At 57.2% G+C, this 16,539-nt stretch carries 20 protein-coding genes; 11 read left to right on the forward strand and 9 right to left on the reverse strand.

The genetic code is table 11. The features are described from left to right. Positions 1-7: 7 nt before the first annotated feature. From FRH_RS03730 to FRH_RS03750, 5 genes are read left to right on the forward strand one after another with little or no spacing between them, the layout of a single operon-like run. A complete protein-coding gene (locus FRH_RS03730) occupies positions 8-1,885 on the forward strand; it encodes a TRAP transporter fused permease subunit (protein ID WP_281997793.1) in 1,878 nt (625 codons plus the stop codon). After that, entirely contained in the window at positions 1,882-2,811 is a 930-nt protein-coding gene (locus FRH_RS03735) for a 3-hydroxyacyl-CoA dehydrogenase NAD-binding domain-containing protein (RefSeq protein WP_281997794.1), read from the forward strand. The genes FRH_RS03730 and FRH_RS03735 overlap by 4 nt, the downstream gene beginning before the upstream one ends. Continuing rightward, positions 2,808-3,656 (forward strand): 3-keto-5-aminohexanoate cleavage protein, encoded by an 849-nt coding sequence (locus FRH_RS03740; RefSeq protein WP_281997795.1) that lies wholly within the window; start codon positions 2,808-2,810, stop codon positions 3,654-3,656. Before FRH_RS03735 ends, FRH_RS03740 begins: the two co-directional genes overlap by 4 nt. Continuing rightward, positions 3,653-5,026 carry an acyclic terpene utilization AtuA family protein gene (locus FRH_RS03745; RefSeq protein WP_139525830.1) on the forward strand — a complete coding sequence of 458 codons (1,374 nt, stop codon included), beginning with the start codon at positions 3,653-3,655 and terminating at the stop codon, positions 5,024-5,026. The genes FRH_RS03740 and FRH_RS03745 overlap by 4 nt, the downstream gene beginning before the upstream one ends. Further along, a complete protein-coding gene (locus FRH_RS03750) occupies positions 5,019-5,345 on the forward strand; it encodes a hypothetical protein (RefSeq protein ID WP_281997796.1) in 327 nt (108 codons plus the stop codon). The genes FRH_RS03745 and FRH_RS03750 overlap by 8 nt, the downstream gene beginning before the upstream one ends. Here FRH_RS03750 and FRH_RS03755 read toward each other — a convergent pair. From FRH_RS03755 to FRH_RS03765, 3 genes are read right to left on the reverse strand one after another with little or no spacing between them, the layout of a single operon-like run. Further along, positions 5,320-6,210 (reverse strand): amino acid ABC transporter substrate-binding protein, encoded by an 891-nt coding sequence (locus FRH_RS03755; RefSeq protein WP_231125589.1) that lies wholly within the window; start codon positions 6,208-6,210, stop codon positions 5,320-5,322. The two genes, FRH_RS03750 and FRH_RS03755, sit on opposite strands and share 26 nt — an antisense overlap. A gap of 3 nt (positions 6,211-6,213) precedes the next feature. Next, entirely contained in the window at positions 6,214-7,122 is a 909-nt protein-coding gene (locus FRH_RS03760) for an amino acid ABC transporter substrate-binding protein (RefSeq protein WP_239297375.1), read from the reverse strand. Beyond that, a complete protein-coding gene (locus FRH_RS03765; RefSeq protein ID WP_281997797.1) occupies positions 7,112-8,557 on the reverse strand; it encodes a GGDEF domain-containing protein in 1,446 nt (481 codons plus the stop codon). Before FRH_RS03765 ends, FRH_RS03760 begins: the two co-directional genes overlap by 11 nt. 303 nt (positions 8,558-8,860) lie before the next feature. On the opposite strand from FRH_RS03765, the gene FRH_RS03770 reads away from it, so the two are divergent. Next, a complete protein-coding gene (locus FRH_RS03770) occupies positions 8,861-9,337 on the forward strand; it encodes a YbaK/EbsC family protein (protein WP_281997798.1) in 477 nt (158 codons plus the stop codon). A gap of 17 nt (positions 9,338-9,354) precedes the next feature. On the opposite strand, the gene FRH_RS03775 is transcribed toward FRH_RS03770, so the two are convergent. Beyond that, a complete protein-coding gene (locus FRH_RS03775; RefSeq protein WP_219861980.1) occupies positions 9,355-9,804 on the reverse strand; it encodes a GNAT family N-acetyltransferase in 450 nt (149 codons plus the stop codon). Positions 9,805-9,978: 174 nt separating this feature from the next. On the opposite strand from FRH_RS03775, the gene pcsA reads away from it, so the two are divergent. Both pcsA and FRH_RS03785 read left to right on the forward strand, forming a co-directional pair. Beyond that, positions 9,979-10,719 carry a phosphatidylcholine synthase gene (gene pcsA, locus FRH_RS03780; RefSeq protein ID WP_348773458.1) on the forward strand — a complete coding sequence of 247 codons (741 nt, stop codon included), beginning with the start codon at positions 9,979-9,981 and terminating at the stop codon, positions 10,717-10,719. Next, positions 10,719-11,327, forward strand: a complete 609-nt coding sequence (locus FRH_RS03785) for a DNA-3-methyladenine glycosylase I (RefSeq protein ID WP_281997799.1) — start codon at positions 10,719-10,721, stop codon at positions 11,325-11,327. The genes pcsA and FRH_RS03785 overlap by 1 nt, the downstream gene beginning before the upstream one ends. 19 nt (positions 11,328-11,346) lie before the next feature. Here the strand turns inward: FRH_RS03785 and FRH_RS03790 are convergent, their stop codons facing one another. Continuing rightward, positions 11,347-12,789, reverse strand: a complete 1,443-nt coding sequence (locus tag FRH_RS03790; protein ID WP_153843011.1) for a PLP-dependent aminotransferase family protein — start codon at positions 12,787-12,789, stop codon at positions 11,347-11,349. A 166-nt stretch (positions 12,790-12,955) separates the two neighbouring features. Between FRH_RS03790 and FRH_RS03795 the strand changes: the two genes are divergently transcribed. Beyond that, positions 12,956-13,147: a DUF1127 domain-containing protein gene (locus tag FRH_RS03795; RefSeq protein WP_139525837.1), complete on the forward strand. Its 192-nt coding sequence runs from the start codon at positions 12,956-12,958 to the stop codon at positions 13,145-13,147. Continuing rightward, positions 13,144-14,013, forward strand: a complete 870-nt coding sequence (locus FRH_RS03800) for a PhzF family phenazine biosynthesis protein (protein WP_281997801.1) — start codon at positions 13,144-13,146, stop codon at positions 14,011-14,013. The genes FRH_RS03795 and FRH_RS03800 overlap by 4 nt, the downstream gene beginning before the upstream one ends. Positions 14,014-14,083: 70 nt before the next feature. On the opposite strand, the gene FRH_RS03805 is transcribed toward FRH_RS03800, so the two are convergent. Next, positions 14,084-14,494 (reverse strand): Hsp20/alpha crystallin family protein, encoded by a 411-nt coding sequence (locus tag FRH_RS03805; RefSeq protein ID WP_239285695.1) that lies wholly within the window; start codon positions 14,492-14,494, stop codon positions 14,084-14,086. Positions 14,495-14,529: 35 nt separating this feature from the next. After that, positions 14,530-14,991 (reverse strand): Hsp20/alpha crystallin family protein, encoded by a 462-nt coding sequence (locus FRH_RS03810; protein ID WP_281997803.1) that lies wholly within the window; start codon positions 14,989-14,991, stop codon positions 14,530-14,532. Between the two features lie 185 nt (positions 14,992-15,176). Here FRH_RS03810 and FRH_RS03815 point away from each other — a divergent pair, with 185 nt between their 5' ends. Continuing rightward, positions 15,177-15,329, forward strand: a complete 153-nt coding sequence (locus FRH_RS03815) for a hypothetical protein (RefSeq protein ID WP_239285699.1) — start codon at positions 15,177-15,179, stop codon at positions 15,327-15,329. A 6-nt stretch (positions 15,330-15,335) separates the two neighbouring features. On the opposite strand, the gene FRH_RS03820 is transcribed toward FRH_RS03815, so the two are convergent. Both FRH_RS03820 and FRH_RS03825 read right to left on the reverse strand, forming a co-directional pair. Continuing rightward, the gene (locus tag FRH_RS03820) at positions 15,336-15,791 is read right to left on the reverse strand and encodes an NUDIX domain-containing protein (RefSeq protein WP_281997804.1); all 456 of its coding nucleotides are present in this window, start codon (positions 15,789-15,791) and stop codon (positions 15,336-15,338) included. A 40-nt stretch (positions 15,792-15,831) separates the two neighbouring features. Then, positions 15,832-16,452 (reverse strand): TetR/AcrR family transcriptional regulator, encoded by a 621-nt coding sequence (locus tag FRH_RS03825; RefSeq protein ID WP_139525842.1) that lies wholly within the window; start codon positions 16,450-16,452, stop codon positions 15,832-15,834. Between the last annotated feature and the right edge of the window lie 87 nt (positions 16,453-16,539).

Below are 16,539 nucleotides of genomic sequence, written 5' to 3' on the forward strand. Positions count from 1 at the left end.
CGGTTCCATGCGCAATAAGCTGCTCATGCTGGTCGCCCTGTTGTTGGGCGGCTTCATCTTCTATACCTCAGCAACCGGGCCTTTTGAAAGCTTGGTTCATCGCAGTCTCTTTCTTGCGCTGGTCATCGGGCTGGGGCTACTCACCTATCCACTGGGCGCTGGAAAATCCTGGCGCCCCTTAGGGATAGCGATCGATGGGTTATTAGCCCTGGGCGCCATCACCGCCTGCCTGTTCATTACCTTCAACGCTAACCGCATTTTGACCACGCTTCCCTGGGCAACCCCCCAAGATATGGCACTCACGGCCATGTTGGTGGTGTCCATTTTGGAAGTCGCTCGACGGGCGATTGGGTGGGTCTTTCCGCTGTTAGTCACCATCGGCATCGCTTATGCCCTACTGGGTGACCGACTCTCAGGACCGCTTAGCCACCGGGGTTTTGATGCTAGCTTCGTGACGGAAACGCTGTTTCTCGGGGATTTAGGCGTATGGGGGATGTTGCTAGGCGTCGCAGCCACGACCATTGCCGCGTTTGTGCTTTTTGGTAGCCTTTTGCTTCATACGGGGGGAGGCCAAACGTTCATTGACCTTTCAATGCGCATCGGTGGGCGTAGCCAAGGGGGCGCCGCCAAAATTGCGACCGTGGCCTCCAGCCTATTTGCGATGGTCAGCGGCAGTGCAGTAGCGAACGTGGCCACCACCGGCAACTTCACCATTCCGATGATGAAGCGGCTCAAATATCCTCCGGCCTTTGCTGGCGGCGTAGAGGCCGTGGCATCCACAGGGGGCCAAATCGCACCGCCTATTCTCGGGGCAGCGGCATTCATCATGGCAGAGATACTGGGGGTCAGCTACGTCACCATTGCCCTCGCTGCCGTATTACCTGCGCTGCTTTTCTATGTCGCAGTATTCTTTACGCTCCACTTGGTAGCGGTACGCAAAGCCCTCCCCTTGGTACCGGAGAGCGAGCTTCCCGCTTGGCCCGATGTACTTCAATTGAGACGATTAACCCCCATTGTTGCCGCGCTGGGTGGCTTATTTGGGGGTGTTCTAAACGGCTACTCCATCCAATTCGCTGCTTTTTTAGGCATTACACTGCTGCTGGTCAGCTATCTTTTCTTTGCGTTGCTAGACCGAACACCGCCCCGTCAAATAGCCCGTTCGCTTGTGACCGGCTTGGAAGATGCGGGTAAGGGCATGGTGATCATCGGGGTGTTACTCGCTGGCGCACAGATTTTGGTCGCCATGCTCAACCTAACGGGCATTGGTGTCACGCTGTCGACGCTCGTGGTCAGCGTTGCGGGTGAACAGGTTTTCCTAGTGGCCCTGATCGTCGCCGTCATCTGTCTCATTATGGGCATGGGCATTCCGACTACGGCGGCCTACGTGTTGGTGGCTGCCGTGCTAGCCCCTGCGCTAACGCGCATCGGTATCGAACCGTTAGTCGCCCATCTGTTCGTTTTCTATTTCGCGACGATATCGGTCATCACTCCACCGGTCTGTATTGCGGTGTTCGTTGCCGCTGGCATTGCTAAGGCGGGCTGGCTGCAGGTCGCTGGCCAAGCCATCCGCTTGGGGGCGACCACTTACATTATCCCCTTCTTGATTTTGGCGTACCCGGCGCTTATCGGTTTAGGCGATGCCTGGGACATTACCCTAGCCGCTGCGCGTGCCATGGCCTTTGTCTTGGCTTTTGCCGGCATATTAGGGGGCGCTCGTTTCTTCGGTCACCGCTGGTTGGATAGTGCGCTGCTGGCCATCACAGGACTATTAGCGCTGGTACCCAATAGTGCGCTTGGGTTACTCGGCATCGCGGGCCTGACAGGGCTCTATCTATGGGCTTGGCAATCCTCTCGGCGTATTGCACTTCAAGGAGCGGAGCTATGAGTCATCGAGAAGTGAACATGACGACGATCGCTGTGATTGGCTGTGGCACGATCGGCGTCAGTTGGGCCGCCTACTTTCTTTCCCGCGGTTTACTCGTCACGGCTTTTGACCCGGATACCAACGCCCGAGCCTACTTTGCTCAGCGCGTCGCTGAGGATATGCGTACGCTTGGCGTCGATCCTATCACGCCAGTGGTATCGCCCACCCTGGAAGAGGCGCTACAGGGGGCAGAACTGGTCGTCGAAAATGCGTCCGAGTCCATCGCGCTCAAGCAGCAGGTATTAGCCGATATTCAACGGATAGCGCCCTCGCAAGCGCTGGTGGTCAGCAGCACCTCCTCTCTAAAGCACTCTGATATCACTGAGGGGACGCCTGCACCTGAGCGCATCATTATCGCGCACCCCTTCAACCCCCCCCACTTAGTGCCACTGGTCGAACTCTACGGGCCAGATAGTGAACGGGTGCAGCGCTTGGCCGATTTTTATCACAGCATCGGCAAGCAGCCGGTGGTGCTGCGTAAAGAGATGGTCGGCCATATTGCGAACCGCCTCTCTTCAGCCTTGTGGCGAGAAGCGCTTTATCTGTTACAGGAGGGCGTGGCCAGCGTCGAAGACATCGATCTAGCGGTGACGGCAGGCCCAGGGTTGCGCTGGGCCATTCAAGGCCCATTCCTGACCTATCACCTAGGCGGTGGCCAAGGGGGCATTCGCCACTATCTGGAACATCTCGGCCCTAGCCAGGAGTATCGCTGGGCAAGCTTAGGGCAACCGACCATGAGCGACGAACTCTACGAGCAAGTCATCCAAGGAGTAGAGTCAGCCACGCATGGTCACTCACTGCCGGACCTTTTCTCTGAACGAGACCGTCAGTTAACGGCCATCCAGCACGCGCTAGCAAGTAATGGCAAACAGGAGAAGTCTCTATGAGCGCCTCACCTTGTTTGCTAATGGTTGCCCCCAACGGCGCACGGCGCGTCTATCAAGACCACCCTGCCATTCCATTGACCCCAGAAGAGCTTGCACGCGATGCACAAGAGTGTCTAGCGGCGGGAGCCTCTGCCATGCATCTGCATGTACGAGAGGCCGATGGACGTCATTTACTCGATGCTGCGGCCTACCAAGAGGCGCTTAGCGCCATCCAAGGCGCCGTTGGAGATCAATTACTCCTTCAGGTCACCAGCGAAGCCGGTGGACGTTACTCACCTTCAGAACAGCGACGTGTGATTGAGGCGTTACAGCCAGAGTATGTGTCTATCGCGGTGCGTGAATGGTTCGGCGATGCGTATGAAGTTCACGCCAGTGGCGAGCTGTGCCGTCACTTGGTAAGTCGTGGCACCCATATTCAATACATCGTTTACTCACCTGAAGATGTTTATCATTTCAATAAATTAAGAGATAAAGGTGTAGTACCCCACGGCCCGGCGTTTTTGCTCTGCGTGCTTGGACGCTATGCAGACCCGCCCATTGCCGACCCTGGCCGTTTACCAGGTTTTTTACAAGCATTGGCGGCTGGCGACCATTGGGCGGTGTGTGCCTTTGGCCCCACCGAAGGTGATTGCTTAGCACTAGCAGCCCAGCAAGGCGGCCATGCTCGAGTCGGCTTTGAAAACAATCTATGGCGGGCGGATGGCCAACTCGCCACCCACAATGCCGAGCTGGTCGCTGAGACCAAGGCGCGTATCGAAGCAACGGGACGCCGAGTGATGACGGCACCCGAAGCACGCCACTTCCTTGCCTTGACTACCAATGCACGCACGGGAGTCACCTTATGACGGTCGTAGTCGGTTGTGGTGCGGGCTTTTCCGGTGATCGTACCGATGCAGCCAGGCCGCTCGTCGATGCACTCATGTCGTACGATGCGCCTCGTGCGCTCATGTTCGAAACATTGGGTGAGCGAACGCTGGCGGCGGCTCAATTACGCCGCATCAAAGATCCTGACAGCGGTGATGAGCCGTTGCTGGAAGAGTTTTTATCGCCCGTGTTGAGCGATTGCCTCGCCCATCACATTACGGTGTTGGGCAACTTTGGGGCGGCCAACCCTGAGGCCGCCTGCCGTCGTATTCAGCAGCTAGCCAAGCGCTTGGGTCACACTGAAGCGTGCTTGGCCACGATTCACGGCGATGACGTGAGAGACCAGTTGCATGCCCTCGACTGGCAGGCCTGGGAGGGCGAAAAACGGTCTCTGTCAGCACTCGAGCACGTGGTTGCCGCCAATGTCTATCTCGGCGCAGATGGGCTGATAGAGGCGATGGCACGAGGGGCACACGTCGTGATTACCGGGCGCGTGGCCGACCCCTCGCTGGCACTCGCCCCACTGTGCTACTACCACGACTGGGCAAGCGATGACTGGCACAGGCTTGCCGCTGGGGCATTGGCAGGTCACTTGATTGAGTGTGGCACGCAAGTCACCGGGGGCTACTTTGCTGACCCTGGTTTCAAAGACGTCCCTGGTATGGCCTCGCTGGGTTACCCCCTGGTGGAGGTGGAGCGAAACGGGCGACTGATCGTGACCAAACCACCCGGTACGGGTGGCTTGGTCACCGAGCAAACGGTGAAAGAACAGCTGTTGTATGAAATACATGATCCCAGTGCTTACATCACTCCTGATGTCGTCATCGATTTGGCGCATGTCAGCGTCAGACAACTGGCCAAAGACCGTGTCGAAATCACGGGTGTCCGCGGCAAACCAGCACCTGCTCGTTTAAAAACCACCGTTAGTTTTCTGGGTGGCTACCAAGGTGAAGCCGAAATCTCTTATGCAGGCCCTAATGCGTTTGCCAGAGCCCGTCTCGCCAGAGACACGCTGCGACAACGGCTGGCGTTACGCTGCCCCGCCAATTTGCGAGCGCGCTTCGACTTGATTGGTGTCTCCAGCGTTTTCGATGGTGACTCGCAATACAATCCCCATCACATCGGCCAAGCCGCTAGCGATATTCGCCTCCGTCTCGCCGTCGAGCATGCCGACCAGCGCGTGGTGGAGCTGGCAACACAGGAGTTATTAGCCCTTTATTGCTGCGGACCTGCTGGCGGTGGCGGCGTCAGGAGACACCATACTCAACGCCTAAAAACCGCTTCGTATTTGGTACCCAGACAACAAGTTACCCCCATCGTGACACTGCATAGAGGAGAGGGTAATGCGTGAATTATTGCATCGCTACGCCCATGCCCGGGCAGGCGATAAAGGCGATCGGCTCAGCTTAGGCGTGTTTGTATACGAGGAAGCGCACTATTCCTGGCTGGTCGAACAGCTCTCGGAAGCGAACGTTGCAGCGCTATTTGCGCATCGAAATGTGCATCACGTCACTCGGTATTTATTACCTCATCTCAAAGGTATCAACTTAGTGTTGGACGATGCGCTGCAAGGGGGCGTCAATGGCGCGTTGAACCTGGATGGACATGGAAAAACGTTGTCCGCTCTACTTTTGTCCATGGAGGTCACTCCTCCCGAAGCGGCTCCCTAACATACCGCGCTAGCGTATCGCTCATCGGCACGTTGAGGGTAATGCCTTTACCGGGCAAAGGCTGCTGGAACCAGCGTTCGTAGAGTGCCTGCATGTCCCCTTGCTGGTAAATGGTGCGCAGCGCTCGATTGACCTGCGCCACGAACGCCTGATCGTCTTTACGCATCAGCAAGCCCAGTGGCTCTTCGGCGGTAATGGCCTCTTCTGAGAGGGCATAAGCCGTTGGATCCTCTGACTCTGCGATCATCGTGCTGAGCAGAATGTCGTCCATGGCAAACGCGGCGACGCGGCCATCGGTGACGAGATCGAAGGCGGCTTGCAGCGTCTCGACCGGCACAACGGAAAGATTCAGCCGCCGTTCACGGTTGGCTTGGTTGATTTGCCCGACGTTGACGGTGCCCCGGGCCACGCTCACACTGCGTCCGGCCAAATCCTGAAGCGTGTCGTAATGGTTCTCTTTGAGTGAGACGAAGCGCACGGAGACAAAAAAGTGACTCAGCGAAAAATCAGCGCTGCGTCGGCGCTCTTCATTATTGGTGCTGGCGTTGCATTCGATATCGATCTCGCCGCTATTGAGCATCTGCACACGATTACCGGGCGTTCTAAACACGTACTCGATGGCGAGGGAGGGCAGGCCGAGCTGCTCTTGGAGTTGCGACGCCACCTGCTGGCATAAGTCGATGGAGTATCCGAGCACGTTGCCGTTGTCATCCGTGTAAGAAAAGGGCGCGGTATCGCCATAGCCCACGCGTAAGGTGCCTGTCTCGCTCAGCCGCTGCAGCGTATCGATATCGGAAGCCGCCGCCGAGGAGACAGCCCACACCGACATGAGAAGTCCTACCCACCACTGCACTAGGATTTTCACGTTTCACCTCCTGGAGGGGTCATGTGCATCGGGCCATTCGAACGTGGCCGCCAGCTCTGCACTCATCGGTAAACCCATCACTTGGTTATCGGGCGGTATGGGCTGCAAAAACCATTGATCGTACAGCGCATGAATGGCCCCGCTTTGGTAGTACTCATGCAGCGCCTGGTTGACCGCCTCCGCAAAGACCGCATCCGCTAGCGGCATCATCAAGCCATAGGGCTGGGGGTCGCTGATCGCTTCGTCAGAAATACGAAAACGCTCGGGGGCATCCGCACGGGCGACGAGACTGGCAAGCAAACTGTCGTCCATCACGAACGCGGCGGCCTGTCCCTTATCGACCATGGCGAACGCCTCTTCATGGCGACGGCTAAGCATCACGGCAATGTTCAGCCCATGACGGCGGTTAAGTGCATTGAGCTGCTCGATATTGATCGTCCCTGTCGTCGATACCACGCTGCGTCCCGCGAGATCTGCTACGGTGCGCATCGCGTTTTCTGCCAAGGCGACATAGCGCGTCGCGGTGTAAAAATGCGGGTATGAGAAAGCCGCCTGTTCGAGCCGCTCCGACGTGCGCGTGGTGACGCCACACTCGAGGTCGATCTCCCCATGGCGCAGTAGAATGAAACGATTGACCGGCGTGACCGGCACGAATCGGACCTCGAGCGGCACGCCGCCCAACCGCTGTTGAAGACCCGCGACCACCGCCCTACAGAGATCGATGGAGTAGCCGACAGGCTGCCCATCGACCACGTAAGAGAAAGGAATTTCCTGAAGGCGGTGACCCAGCGTGATGGCCTGCTGCTGCGCGATCCGCGTCAAGGTAGGCGAGGTTTCAAGGGCAATAGGTGCCGCGCTTACATGCAGGCTCATCAGTGTCAGAGCCAACACGCCGACACTGTTAGCCCTCATGCGGTGCGCCCCCCATGGTCATGGCAGGGTTGAAGACCGCATAGCGGCCACGCCCCATCGCTTTCGCGGTATACAGTGCCACGTCTGCGCTGCGTAATAGCGTATGGCTACTGGTTCCGTCCCGGGGCGCCAGCGCAATACCGACGCTTACCCCAATGTGTACCTCGTGACCATCGATGGCAAACGGCTCTTTCAGGACCTCGACCAGTTGATGAGCCAACTGCTGGGCTTTTGCCAATCCGTCATGGCGAGCTTGCTGAATGATCGAAAACTCGTCGCCTCCCAAGCGCGCAACGAGGTCGCTCTCTTCCAGCAGCGCTTGCACGCGTTGGCTCGCCTCTATCAGCAAGGTATCGCCTGCCGCATGGCCAAGCGTATCGTTCACCGCCTTGAAGCGGTCGAGATCAAAAATCATGACATTGAAAGGTGCGCCGTGTGGGGCTTGTGTCACGGCCTCCTGTAGCGCATCGTTGAAGTGTACGCGATTGGGCAGCTTGGTCAGCGCGTCGTGATGCGCTAGGTGCTGGTAACGCAGTGCCTGCTCTTTCACTTCTAATAGGTGCTCTCGCTCTTCCACCTTTTTACGCAACGTCTCGATGGCCTGGGCCATGCAGCCAATTTCATCGCTGCGCCAAGTATAGGGCGTGGCCCGATCCGCTCGATTGTGCGCAATATGCGTCAAGGCCCGGATCAAGCGAGGGACCGGTTTGAACAGTCGATGCATCAACATACTCAGCAGCAGCGCCGTTGCCAGCAGCACCACGCCCAACGACGCCACAATCTTCAAGATCAGTTCACGATGTAAGTGATACAGTTCACTCTTCAAGCCAATGCTCGACACCACGACCCCATGCAGATCGCCCTGAGGGCTGATGATAGGCAGCGAACTCACGAAGTGCGCCTCGCCCCCAATGCGCGCAAACCCCACATAGAAGTCGTTCGCAAATGGAGCATTGCCAAGCTCAGCGGCATTCGGAAACACTAATTCACCGGCGGCATCGCTATACGCATTGGCGACCGGCGTAAAGCGGCGGCTATTCGTCAGTGAAAAGAGCCAAACATTGTGGCGCGTTTGCGCACTGGCCAGCGCCAAGACATCGATGGGGCTGAAGCCAGTGCTCAACACCGACTCTTCATCGCCAATCGGGCGTGTCGATACCAGCTGCGTCACTTGCCCGCCAGGATCGGTACGCACCGCAACAGAAGTATAAATACGCCGAATAGTGGCACTGACCATCTGTGCATTCATTTGCGCTTCGCGCCCCCACTGATCCCGGGCGCTGCGCTCAACCATGGTGAAGCCCAGCATCGCGCCCATCAGATAGGCAAAGATGACGCCCATCAGCATGAAGATAGCCACTTTCCCCACCACCGTTCGGTGCCAAGGAAGTGAAGCCTTCGAATCAGGGGCGTTATCGGCGCTGGCCTCTTGCATGCAGCAGGTGTCCTTCAATCGGCGTTTTAGCCATCCGTATCGATGCGTTTAGCGACCAACATCTTGAAATGACATGTCTCACCTTTCAGCAACAGCTGCAGGCCCATGGTTGTTTGATAAATTATCACCAAATGCCTTCTGAATAAGCACACTATTTAAACGTTTTATCCATGAGTCATGTCGCTTTTCTGGCATGCCCTTTGCGAGCTTCAGCCAATCGCTAGGCGCAGGTATCTCATCCCCGCTTGGCTAGCGAGCGGGAGACACGCTAAGTTAGTGATAAATACTCTCAAGGAGCCCATCATGAGCATCGAAACCGTTCGCCAATTTTTTGCCGAGCACGCGCCCGAGGTGACCATCGAAGAGCTAGACACCAGCACCGCCACCGTACAGCTCGCCGCCGAGGCGCACGGTGTGGTCTCTGGGCAAATTGCCAAAACGTTGGCGTTCAAAGTGGGAGAAAAGCCGCTACTGATCGTCGCCAGTGGCGATGCGCGGATTGATAATCGCAAGATCCGCGATACCTTCGGTGGCAAAGCCAAACTGCTGGATGCCGACACGGTGATGGAACTGACCAGCCACCCGGTAGGGGGTGTATGTCCGTTTGGACTGGCCACCCAACTTCCCGTCTATTGCGACGAATCCCTGCACGCGTTCGATGAAGTGCTACCCGCGGCGGGCTCACCGAACAGTGCCGTGCGCTTGAGCCCACAACGCTTAGCCGACTTAGTAAGCGCTCAATGGGTCGATGTGTGTACGCTACCAGAGAGCATCCGCTAAGTGACGATGAAGCGCGTTTAGGTCACATCGAGCACATAGCCATAAAACGCCGTATTGCGCTGCCAGCCCAGCGACTCGTACAGTCGCTGGGCGCGCTCATTGTCGACCTGCGTCATCAATATCAAACGCGCAACACCATGTTCACGAGCCAATCGAGTGGCCGCTTCCATCAGCGCTCGCCCCGTGCCGTTCTCTCGGCACGCTGGTCGTACGAAAAGATCGTTCAGCGTCCAGCGCGCATTTAGCCCCACGGTGGACACGCCCGGATAGAGCTGAACGAACCCGGTGAGCGTGCCATCCTCACCTTCGCTCACCATGATGCGCGAATCTGCTTGCCCAAACCGTTGGCGCAAAAAGTCACGCGCGGCTTGCCTATCACTTGGCTGCTGATAAAACTGCCGATAGCCGTCTAGTAGCTCGGTCAAGGCGTCGAGATCATGAATCGTGGCAGAGCGAACGTGGGACATGCGCTATAACTCCTATATGGGTGAGCCACCGAGTGTCTGGCACACCGCCAAACGCTGAGACCAGACGATTTGCCGCGGATTTTCTGACGACGTTCTGAATGTAGTGTATCGTCTTTTCACCGTTTATCGATCCATCTAACAGCAAGGGGACCACGTGTTCCCACTGGGGTTACCGTGGTCCAAACACTCTTTACTCAAACCGAATCCCGAGCACCGATTTACAAAGCTTGGAGCGTGCATGTTTTTACCGCCAGCGGAGTACTGCTAGGCACGATGGCGCTGCTAGCGCTAATCGACAATAACCCGGTGGCCTGCCTGCTCTGGCTGGGGGCGGCGATGATGATCGATGGGGTGGATGGCACGCTGGCACGCAAATATGAAGTAAAGTCCGTGCTGCCGCATTTCGATGGATCAACGCTGGATATGGTGATCGATTACCTCACCTGGGCCTTCATTCCCGCGCTATTCATTTATTACTTCATCGAACTACCGCCCTATTTAGGGCTGACCTCCGTCTTCATCATACTGCTATCGTCGATGTTCTGTTTTTGTAACGTCGAGATGAAAAGCCAGGATAACTATTTCGTTGGCTTCCCCGCCGCTTGGAACATTGCCGCGGCCTATTTTTACATTCTCGATTTACCGCCGTTCATCACGTTTACCGCCATACTGGTCTTAGCGATGCTGACGGTGACCAAAATGAAGTTTCTGCACCCCTTTCGTGTGCGTTTGTTCATGCCGTTCAATATCGCCGTCACGCTGCTGTGGTGCGTGTGTGCCACCTCGTTAATTCTTTCACACCCTGATCACACCGCCTGGGCACGGTGGGGCTTAGGTTTGACTTCTCTGTACTTCGCGGGCATGTGCTTTTGGCGCACGGCTCAAGAGTGGTTCGGCGGTCAGGTACCGCGCTAATGGCTCATGACTTCATCGCCCCCGACGGTCACCCCCGCTGCCAGTGGTGTGGCGGAGCGGCGGAGTTCCTGCCCTACCATGATCAGGAGTGGGGCTTTCCCGTGAGTGATGACCAGCGGCTATTTGAAAAGCTCTGCCTGGAGAGCTTTCAATCGGGCTTAAGCTGGCGCACGATTTTGAATAAACGTGAGAGCTTCCGCACCGCCTTTCACCACTTCGATTTCCACCACGTCGCCCGCTTTACGGAAGAGGACGTGGAGCGCTTACTGCAGGATGCAGGCATCATTCGTCATCGCGGAAAAATCGAAGCTACTATCAATAACGCACGTCGGGCCCAGGAGATGGTGGTTCAGGAAGGCTCGCTAGCGGCGTTTTTCTGGCGCTATGAACCAGACAGCGCATCCCGTCCAGACCCACAAACGCAAACCACATCGCCAGAATCGATTGCGCTAGCAAAAGAGCTTAAAAAGCGCGGCTGGACATTTTTCGGCCCCACCACCGCGTTTGCATACATGCAGGCCATGGGGCTGATTAATGATCACTCGTTAAACTGCGTCACACGTGAACGGGTTGAGCAGGCACGCGCAGCGTTTCAGCGGCCTTCGTAAGTCAGCGCGAAATCGTTGCTTACTTCATCGCTAGTAAAGGCTCACCTACCTCGTTGAGCATCTCACTCGCTAGCTCGCCCACCGTACGCACCGCCTCTTCAATCGCAGGCGTTAGGGTAAACGCGTAGTTCAACCGCAAGCACTGGCGAAACTTCCCAGAGGCCGAGAACAGCGACCCCGGTGCCACATGGATGGCGTGCTGCGCTAAACGCTCGTTCAGGCGCACGCAGTCGACATCCGCCGGTAGCTCTACCCAGAGTAAAAAGCCCCCTTGCGGATAGCTAATGCCCGACCCTTTGGGGAAGTAGCGCTGCACCCAGCTAATCATGATGTCTCGCTGGCGCTGATACTGGCGGGAAACCGCGCGCAAATGGCGCTCAAAATGGCCCTTGGCGACAAACTCCGCCACCGCTAACTGCGGTAGCGTGGCAGAGGCGCCGGTGGAGACGTACTTCATATGCAGTGCTTTTTCCCGATAGCAGCCAGGGGCCAACCAACCCACTCGCAGGCCCGGCCCCAAGGTTTTCGAGAAGCCGCTACACAGCAGCACACGCCCATCGGTATCAAAGGATTTAATCGTCAGTGGCCTGGGCTGGGTATAGGCCAAATCCCCATAGATATCGTCTTCGATAATCGCTACATCAAAACGTTGGGCAAGCTGATAGAGCGCCCGCTTGCGCGCTTCCGGCATGGTATAACCCAAGGGGTTGTTATAGGTAGGCGTGACCTGAATGGCGCGGATAGGCCACTGCTCTAGCGCCAGCTCTAACGCCTCCAGACTAATGCCGGTTTGCGGGTCGGTGGGAATCTCCAGCGCCTTTAATCCGTTGGCTTTCAGAATCTGCATGGTGCCGTAAAAGCTGGGCGAATCCACTGCCACCACATCACCATTCTGGGTGAGTGTGCGCAGCGCAATGGCCAGCGCCTCCTGACACCCCGTAGTGATCATGATGTCATCCGGGTGCAGCAAGCAGCCAGATGCCACCGCCAAGCGCGCCACCTGCTGGCGCAGTTCAGGGCTACCGCTGAGTTTGTCGTAGTTGAAGCCGTGCAGATCGTTGCTACGGTGCAGCCCGGCGAGGATTTTCGACAGTGGCTTTAACGACTCGACTTCAAGATTGGGAACGCCGCGCCCAAGCAGCAGCCGTTTATCGTCCCGCTGGGTAGCGACGAGTTCTAACACTTGATCCCATTGGGAGACATCCAGCGGGCACTGAGCAGGCCGCGAGACAGAGGGTAGTACAGAGGGAATACGACACGGCAACACGAAGTACCCCGACTTTGGCCGGGACTCGATCAGCGCGGCGTCCATGAGCTGGCGATACGCTTCTTGTACCGTTGAGATACTCACATTCAGCTCTTGGCAGACCGCTCGAATAGACGGTAGCCGGTCGCCCACGCGATAAATCCCGTGCTCGATTCGCTCCCGCAACGTTACCGCCACCTCTTCGTAGCGCGTCATCACGCCCACCTCACTCGGTTAATTCGCCATACAGAAGGCATCCCGCTTTGCCATACAGAGGTATAACACGCCCCATCTGTATCGTAAAAATAAAAAAACCTATATCTGTATGGCAGCTGGAAGGCTACGTAACCTAGATAGGCACCCCACCACCCGGAGAGCCGCCATGCCACGCTTCAGCCTCACTCAGCTGCGTTATCAGCTAAGCCGCTACCAACAACGCCGCCGCAGCCGTCGCCAACTGCTCACACTAGAGGATCACTTGCTGCAAGACATCGGCCTCACCCGTGAACAGGCCTGCCAAGAGGGAAAACGCACCTTTTGGAAACAGAGGCTCTCCAATAAGGGGGATGTATGACTACCGCCGAGTACTACTTGCTGGATGTCTTTACCGAGCAGCCGTTTACGGGCAACCCATTGGCCGTGTTTCTCAACGCGGATGGATTGGACGCCCACACCATGCAAGCGCTGGCCAATGAATTGAATCTGGCGGAAACGGTTTTTTTGAGTGCCGCCACGCAACCGAACCACTATCCAATGCGGATTTTTACGCCGACGAGAGAACTCCCGTTTGCAGGCCATCCGACGGTAGGTACCGCACACTTGCTGGCAGCATTGGAACTCGCCCACCCGACGCAACCGCTGGTACTTCATCCACCTATCGGGGAGCTGGCCATTACATCGACCAGCGGCAGAACGGAGTTCACAACGTCGCAAGCCGTTATGCTGTCAACCAGTACGCTCGATCGCTCCACTGCCGTGGCGCTGTTGGGATTGGATAGCCACCAAATAGTCGGCGACCCGATTATCGCGTCTTTCGGGCTGCCCTATCACTTGATCGAGCTATCGGATACCTCGGCCTTGGAGAGCGTCACTATTTCACCTGCTCTCTGGGCCAGTACCGTGCTGCCCAGTAGTGCGGTTCAAATCTACCTGTACGTTAGGGAGCCATCAGCAGGGCAAGCGACCGTGATTCGTAGCCGTATGTTCTGCATGCACGACAGCCTCTGCGAGGACCCCGCAACCGGCAGCGCTGCCGCAGCGTTAACCGGCTATCTAGCCTCCCTCCAGACCGAAGCGTTGCGCTGCGAGATACATCAAGGCATTGAAATGGGGCGGCCCAGCGTTATTTATACGGCGGCCAATGGTGATATGACGCCGGGGTTCGTGACGGTGGGAGGGCACGCCATCGTGGTGGGTAAGGGGACGCTTTACCTACCGTGAAGCCTTAAAAGCAAAAAGAGTGTCCACGATATCGCGGACACTCGCTCTTATCGCCATGCACTGCCTAGCGTCACGCCGCCTGGACCTCGATACGGCGCGCGCGGTGGCTCTCTTTCTTGGGAAGCGTCAACGTCAGCACGCCGTTGACGATAGTGGCCGTAATGGCCTCACTATCTACCTCCCGGCTCAGGTTGAAGCGCCGCGCGAAGCGTTGACCGCGCACTTCGGCATGCAAAGCGCTGAGTCCTTCCGGCATATTCAGCGCTATCTCCCCTTCCAGACTCAACACTTGGTCATCGACCTCTACCTTGAGCGTCTCCGGTGTCACACCGGGCATATCGGCCACTAGCTTGAGCGCGTTAGCCTCTTCGATAATATCCACCGCCGGTAGAAGCGCCTCCTTATAGTGCCGATTCTGGCCGTTCTGCTCCTGCTGCAGCGGGGAGTGATGGGAGTGGGATGAACGGACGATGTCATTCATGATTCGACCCTCCAAAACCTGGTTAAACGCATGATTTACGCCGCTTGAACATCAATACGCCGTGGCTTGAGTTCTTCGCGCTTGGGTAGCACGATCTCGAATACCCCATAGGCATGACGCGCCTCTGACCGCTCGACGTCGATTCCCTCGGGTAAGGCGATCGATCTAACGAATTCCCCGCTGGCGCGCTCACGGCGCAGAACCTGACGCGACTCACCCTCCTCATGTTGGCCCGACACGGAGTCTCGTTGACCACGCAGTGTCAGCACATTGTCCTGAACATCGATGATTAGATCCGAAGGGGCCAACCCTGCGGCAAACACGTAGACCCTAACGGCCTCGTCGCTGCGGGCGATATTGATCATGGGAAAGCTACCCCGCGGAACCGCGCGAATATCCATGGTATTGCGATCAAGAAAGAAGCCATCCAGCAACTGGCTGAGCCAGTCAAACTGCTCAGACGAGCCCGTTTCAAAACGCTTGAGATCATCGAACATGTCGAATACCTCCTACGTAAAGCAGACTGTGAGACTTGCGATGAGAGGCGGCCCCTTTTCCACTCCACCGAAGCAGCCTCTACGGTACGAAAAATAGGAGCGTTCGTTCGTATTTCAAGCGTCTGATGGCCATTTTTTTGGCGCGTTCTAAATCGCCTAACCGATATTTATGTGTTGAGCTCAGTGTGCTGACCGTCACCGATTTAGAGGCGTATGACTGCTTCTGCGACCGCGTACTCTATGGCGATGACAATCTGCGCAAGTTCCGCACGTTACTCTCGCGTAAGCGCCATAAGTTCGATCTATCGGTGCCCATGGAGAGCCTGCTTGCGACATAGCACGACTCATGCGACTGGCGTGATAGGATAGGTGCGCCAACCGATGGGCGGCTGATGACCCTGCCAGTGGGCCAGCACTGCTTGGCTTGCCGGGAATAGCGGCGCGGGCAGCGCGCCGGGGTGGAACCAGCGCCACTCCGTGAACACCTGAGGCTCTAGCAGCAAGGCCTCGGCCTCTTGTTTCACGTGGGCGATGACGGCTCCCGTCACCATGGAGGCGGCGCTGTCGAGGTTCTGAGTGATCGCCAGCAAGGCCAAATCGTGCAGCTCGGTAATGCCCGCTTCTTCCGCGACTTCGCGAGCAGCCGACGTCTCAAAGGACTCTCCCGCATCGACATGGCCGCCGGGCAAACACCAGCACGGCGTTTCCCCCGGTTTATCGCGATACCCAAGCAGCACGCTTTCATCCGGGCGGATGACTATCGCCCCCACGCCGATGATAGGTCGTGCGGTATCGTTCATCGCTCCCCCTTTTGCAGGTCGGTTGGCACACGCCGATACCCTAAGCCGTCAGCCCAATGCCGCGCAATATCACCGAGGTCACCGACTGCACGGCCTTTTCGAACTGCAGGTCGTCCAGCGGTTTGTCGTCGTTGAGCAGTGAGATTTGATAGTCGAAGTCGGCGTAGTGCTGGGTGGAGGCCCAGATCATGTAAAGCAGGTAGGAGGGCTCGACGGGATTGATTTGACCGGCCTCGATCCACTCGCGGATTTTCGACTCTTTCAGTTTGGTCCATTCGTAGAGGTGATCCCGCAGGCGCTCTTTGAGAATCGGCGCGCCCTGCATCACTTCGGCCGCCCAGATCTTGGAGCCGTGGGCGCGGTAGCGGGAGTGATTCATCTTGGCGCGAATGTAGGTGGAGAGCACCACCCGGGGGTCGTCGTACAGCTCGAAGCAGAGTGCGTCCTGCTTCCACACCGCTAACAGCGCCAGCAGCACCTCTTGATAGAGCGCCTTCTTGGTCGCGAAATAGTAGTGCACGTTGGACTTTGGCAGGTCGGCCAACTGAGCGATCTCTCCCATGGAGGCTCCGGCATAGCCTTTCTCGGCAAACAGCTGCTCCGCCGCTTGAAGGATCTTCTTGACGTTCGTTTGCCGAATTTCGTCCTGAGTTCTCGCCACGCTGGTATCCCTTTGCCGCTCTGACCGCTAATCACACGCAACAAAAATGCACCACCGTCCCCCGAGGATGCAGGCGGTGGTGCAGTG

The sequence above is a fragment of the Halomonas sp. A020 genome (assembly GCF_027943625.1).
Classification (GTDB): domain Bacteria; phylum Pseudomonadota; class Gammaproteobacteria; order Pseudomonadales; family Halomonadaceae; genus Vreelandella; species Vreelandella piezotolerans.

Excerpts from the sequence above, each read along its gene's own strand:
- FRH_RS03735 (WP_281997794.1), top strand. The coding sequence starts at position 1,882 with ATGAGTCATCGAGAAGTGAACATGACGACGATCGCTGTGATTGGCTGT.
- FRH_RS03770 (WP_281997798.1), top strand. The coding sequence starts at position 8,861 with ATGAGCATCGAAACCGTTCGCCAATTTTTTGCCGAGCACGCGCCCGAG.
- FRH_RS03750 (WP_281997796.1), top strand. The coding sequence starts at position 5,019 with ATGCGTGAATTATTGCATCGCTACGCCCATGCCCGGGCAGGCGATAAA.
- FRH_RS03760 (WP_239297375.1), bottom strand. The coding sequence starts at position 7,122 with ATGAGGGCTAACAGTGTCGGCGTGTTGGCTCTGACACTGATGAGCCTG.
- FRH_RS03785 (WP_281997799.1), top strand. The coding sequence starts at position 10,719 with ATGGCTCATGACTTCATCGCCCCCGACGGTCACCCCCGCTGCCAGTGG.
- FRH_RS03820 (WP_281997804.1), bottom strand. The coding sequence starts at position 15,791 with ATGAACGATACCGCACGACCTATCATCGGCGTGGGGGCGATAGTCATC.
- FRH_RS03765 (WP_281997797.1), bottom strand. The coding sequence starts at position 8,557 with ATGCAAGAGGCCAGCGCCGATAACGCCCCTGATTCGAAGGCTTCACTT.
- FRH_RS03790 (WP_153843011.1), bottom strand. The coding sequence starts at position 12,789 with ATGACGCGCTACGAAGAGGTGGCGGTAACGTTGCGGGAGCGAATCGAG.
- FRH_RS03795 (WP_139525837.1), top strand. The coding sequence starts at position 12,956 with ATGCCACGCTTCAGCCTCACTCAGCTGCGTTATCAGCTAAGCCGCTAC.
- FRH_RS03805 (WP_239285695.1), bottom strand. The coding sequence starts at position 14,494 with ATGAATGACATCGTCCGTTCATCCCACTCCCATCACTCCCCGCTGCAG.
- FRH_RS03775 (WP_219861980.1), bottom strand. The coding sequence starts at position 9,804 with ATGTCCCACGTTCGCTCTGCCACGATTCATGATCTCGACGCCTTGACC.
- FRH_RS03745 (WP_139525830.1), top strand. The coding sequence starts at position 3,653 with ATGACGGTCGTAGTCGGTTGTGGTGCGGGCTTTTCCGGTGATCGTACC.
- FRH_RS03810 (WP_281997803.1), bottom strand. The coding sequence starts at position 14,991 with ATGTTCGATGATCTCAAGCGTTTTGAAACGGGCTCGTCTGAGCAGTTT.
- FRH_RS03740 (WP_281997795.1), top strand. The coding sequence starts at position 2,808 with ATGAGCGCCTCACCTTGTTTGCTAATGGTTGCCCCCAACGGCGCACGG.
- FRH_RS03800 (WP_281997801.1), top strand. The coding sequence starts at position 13,144 with ATGACTACCGCCGAGTACTACTTGCTGGATGTCTTTACCGAGCAGCCG.
- FRH_RS03730 (WP_281997793.1), top strand. The coding sequence starts at position 8 with ATGCGCAATAAGCTGCTCATGCTGGTCGCCCTGTTGTTGGGCGGCTTC.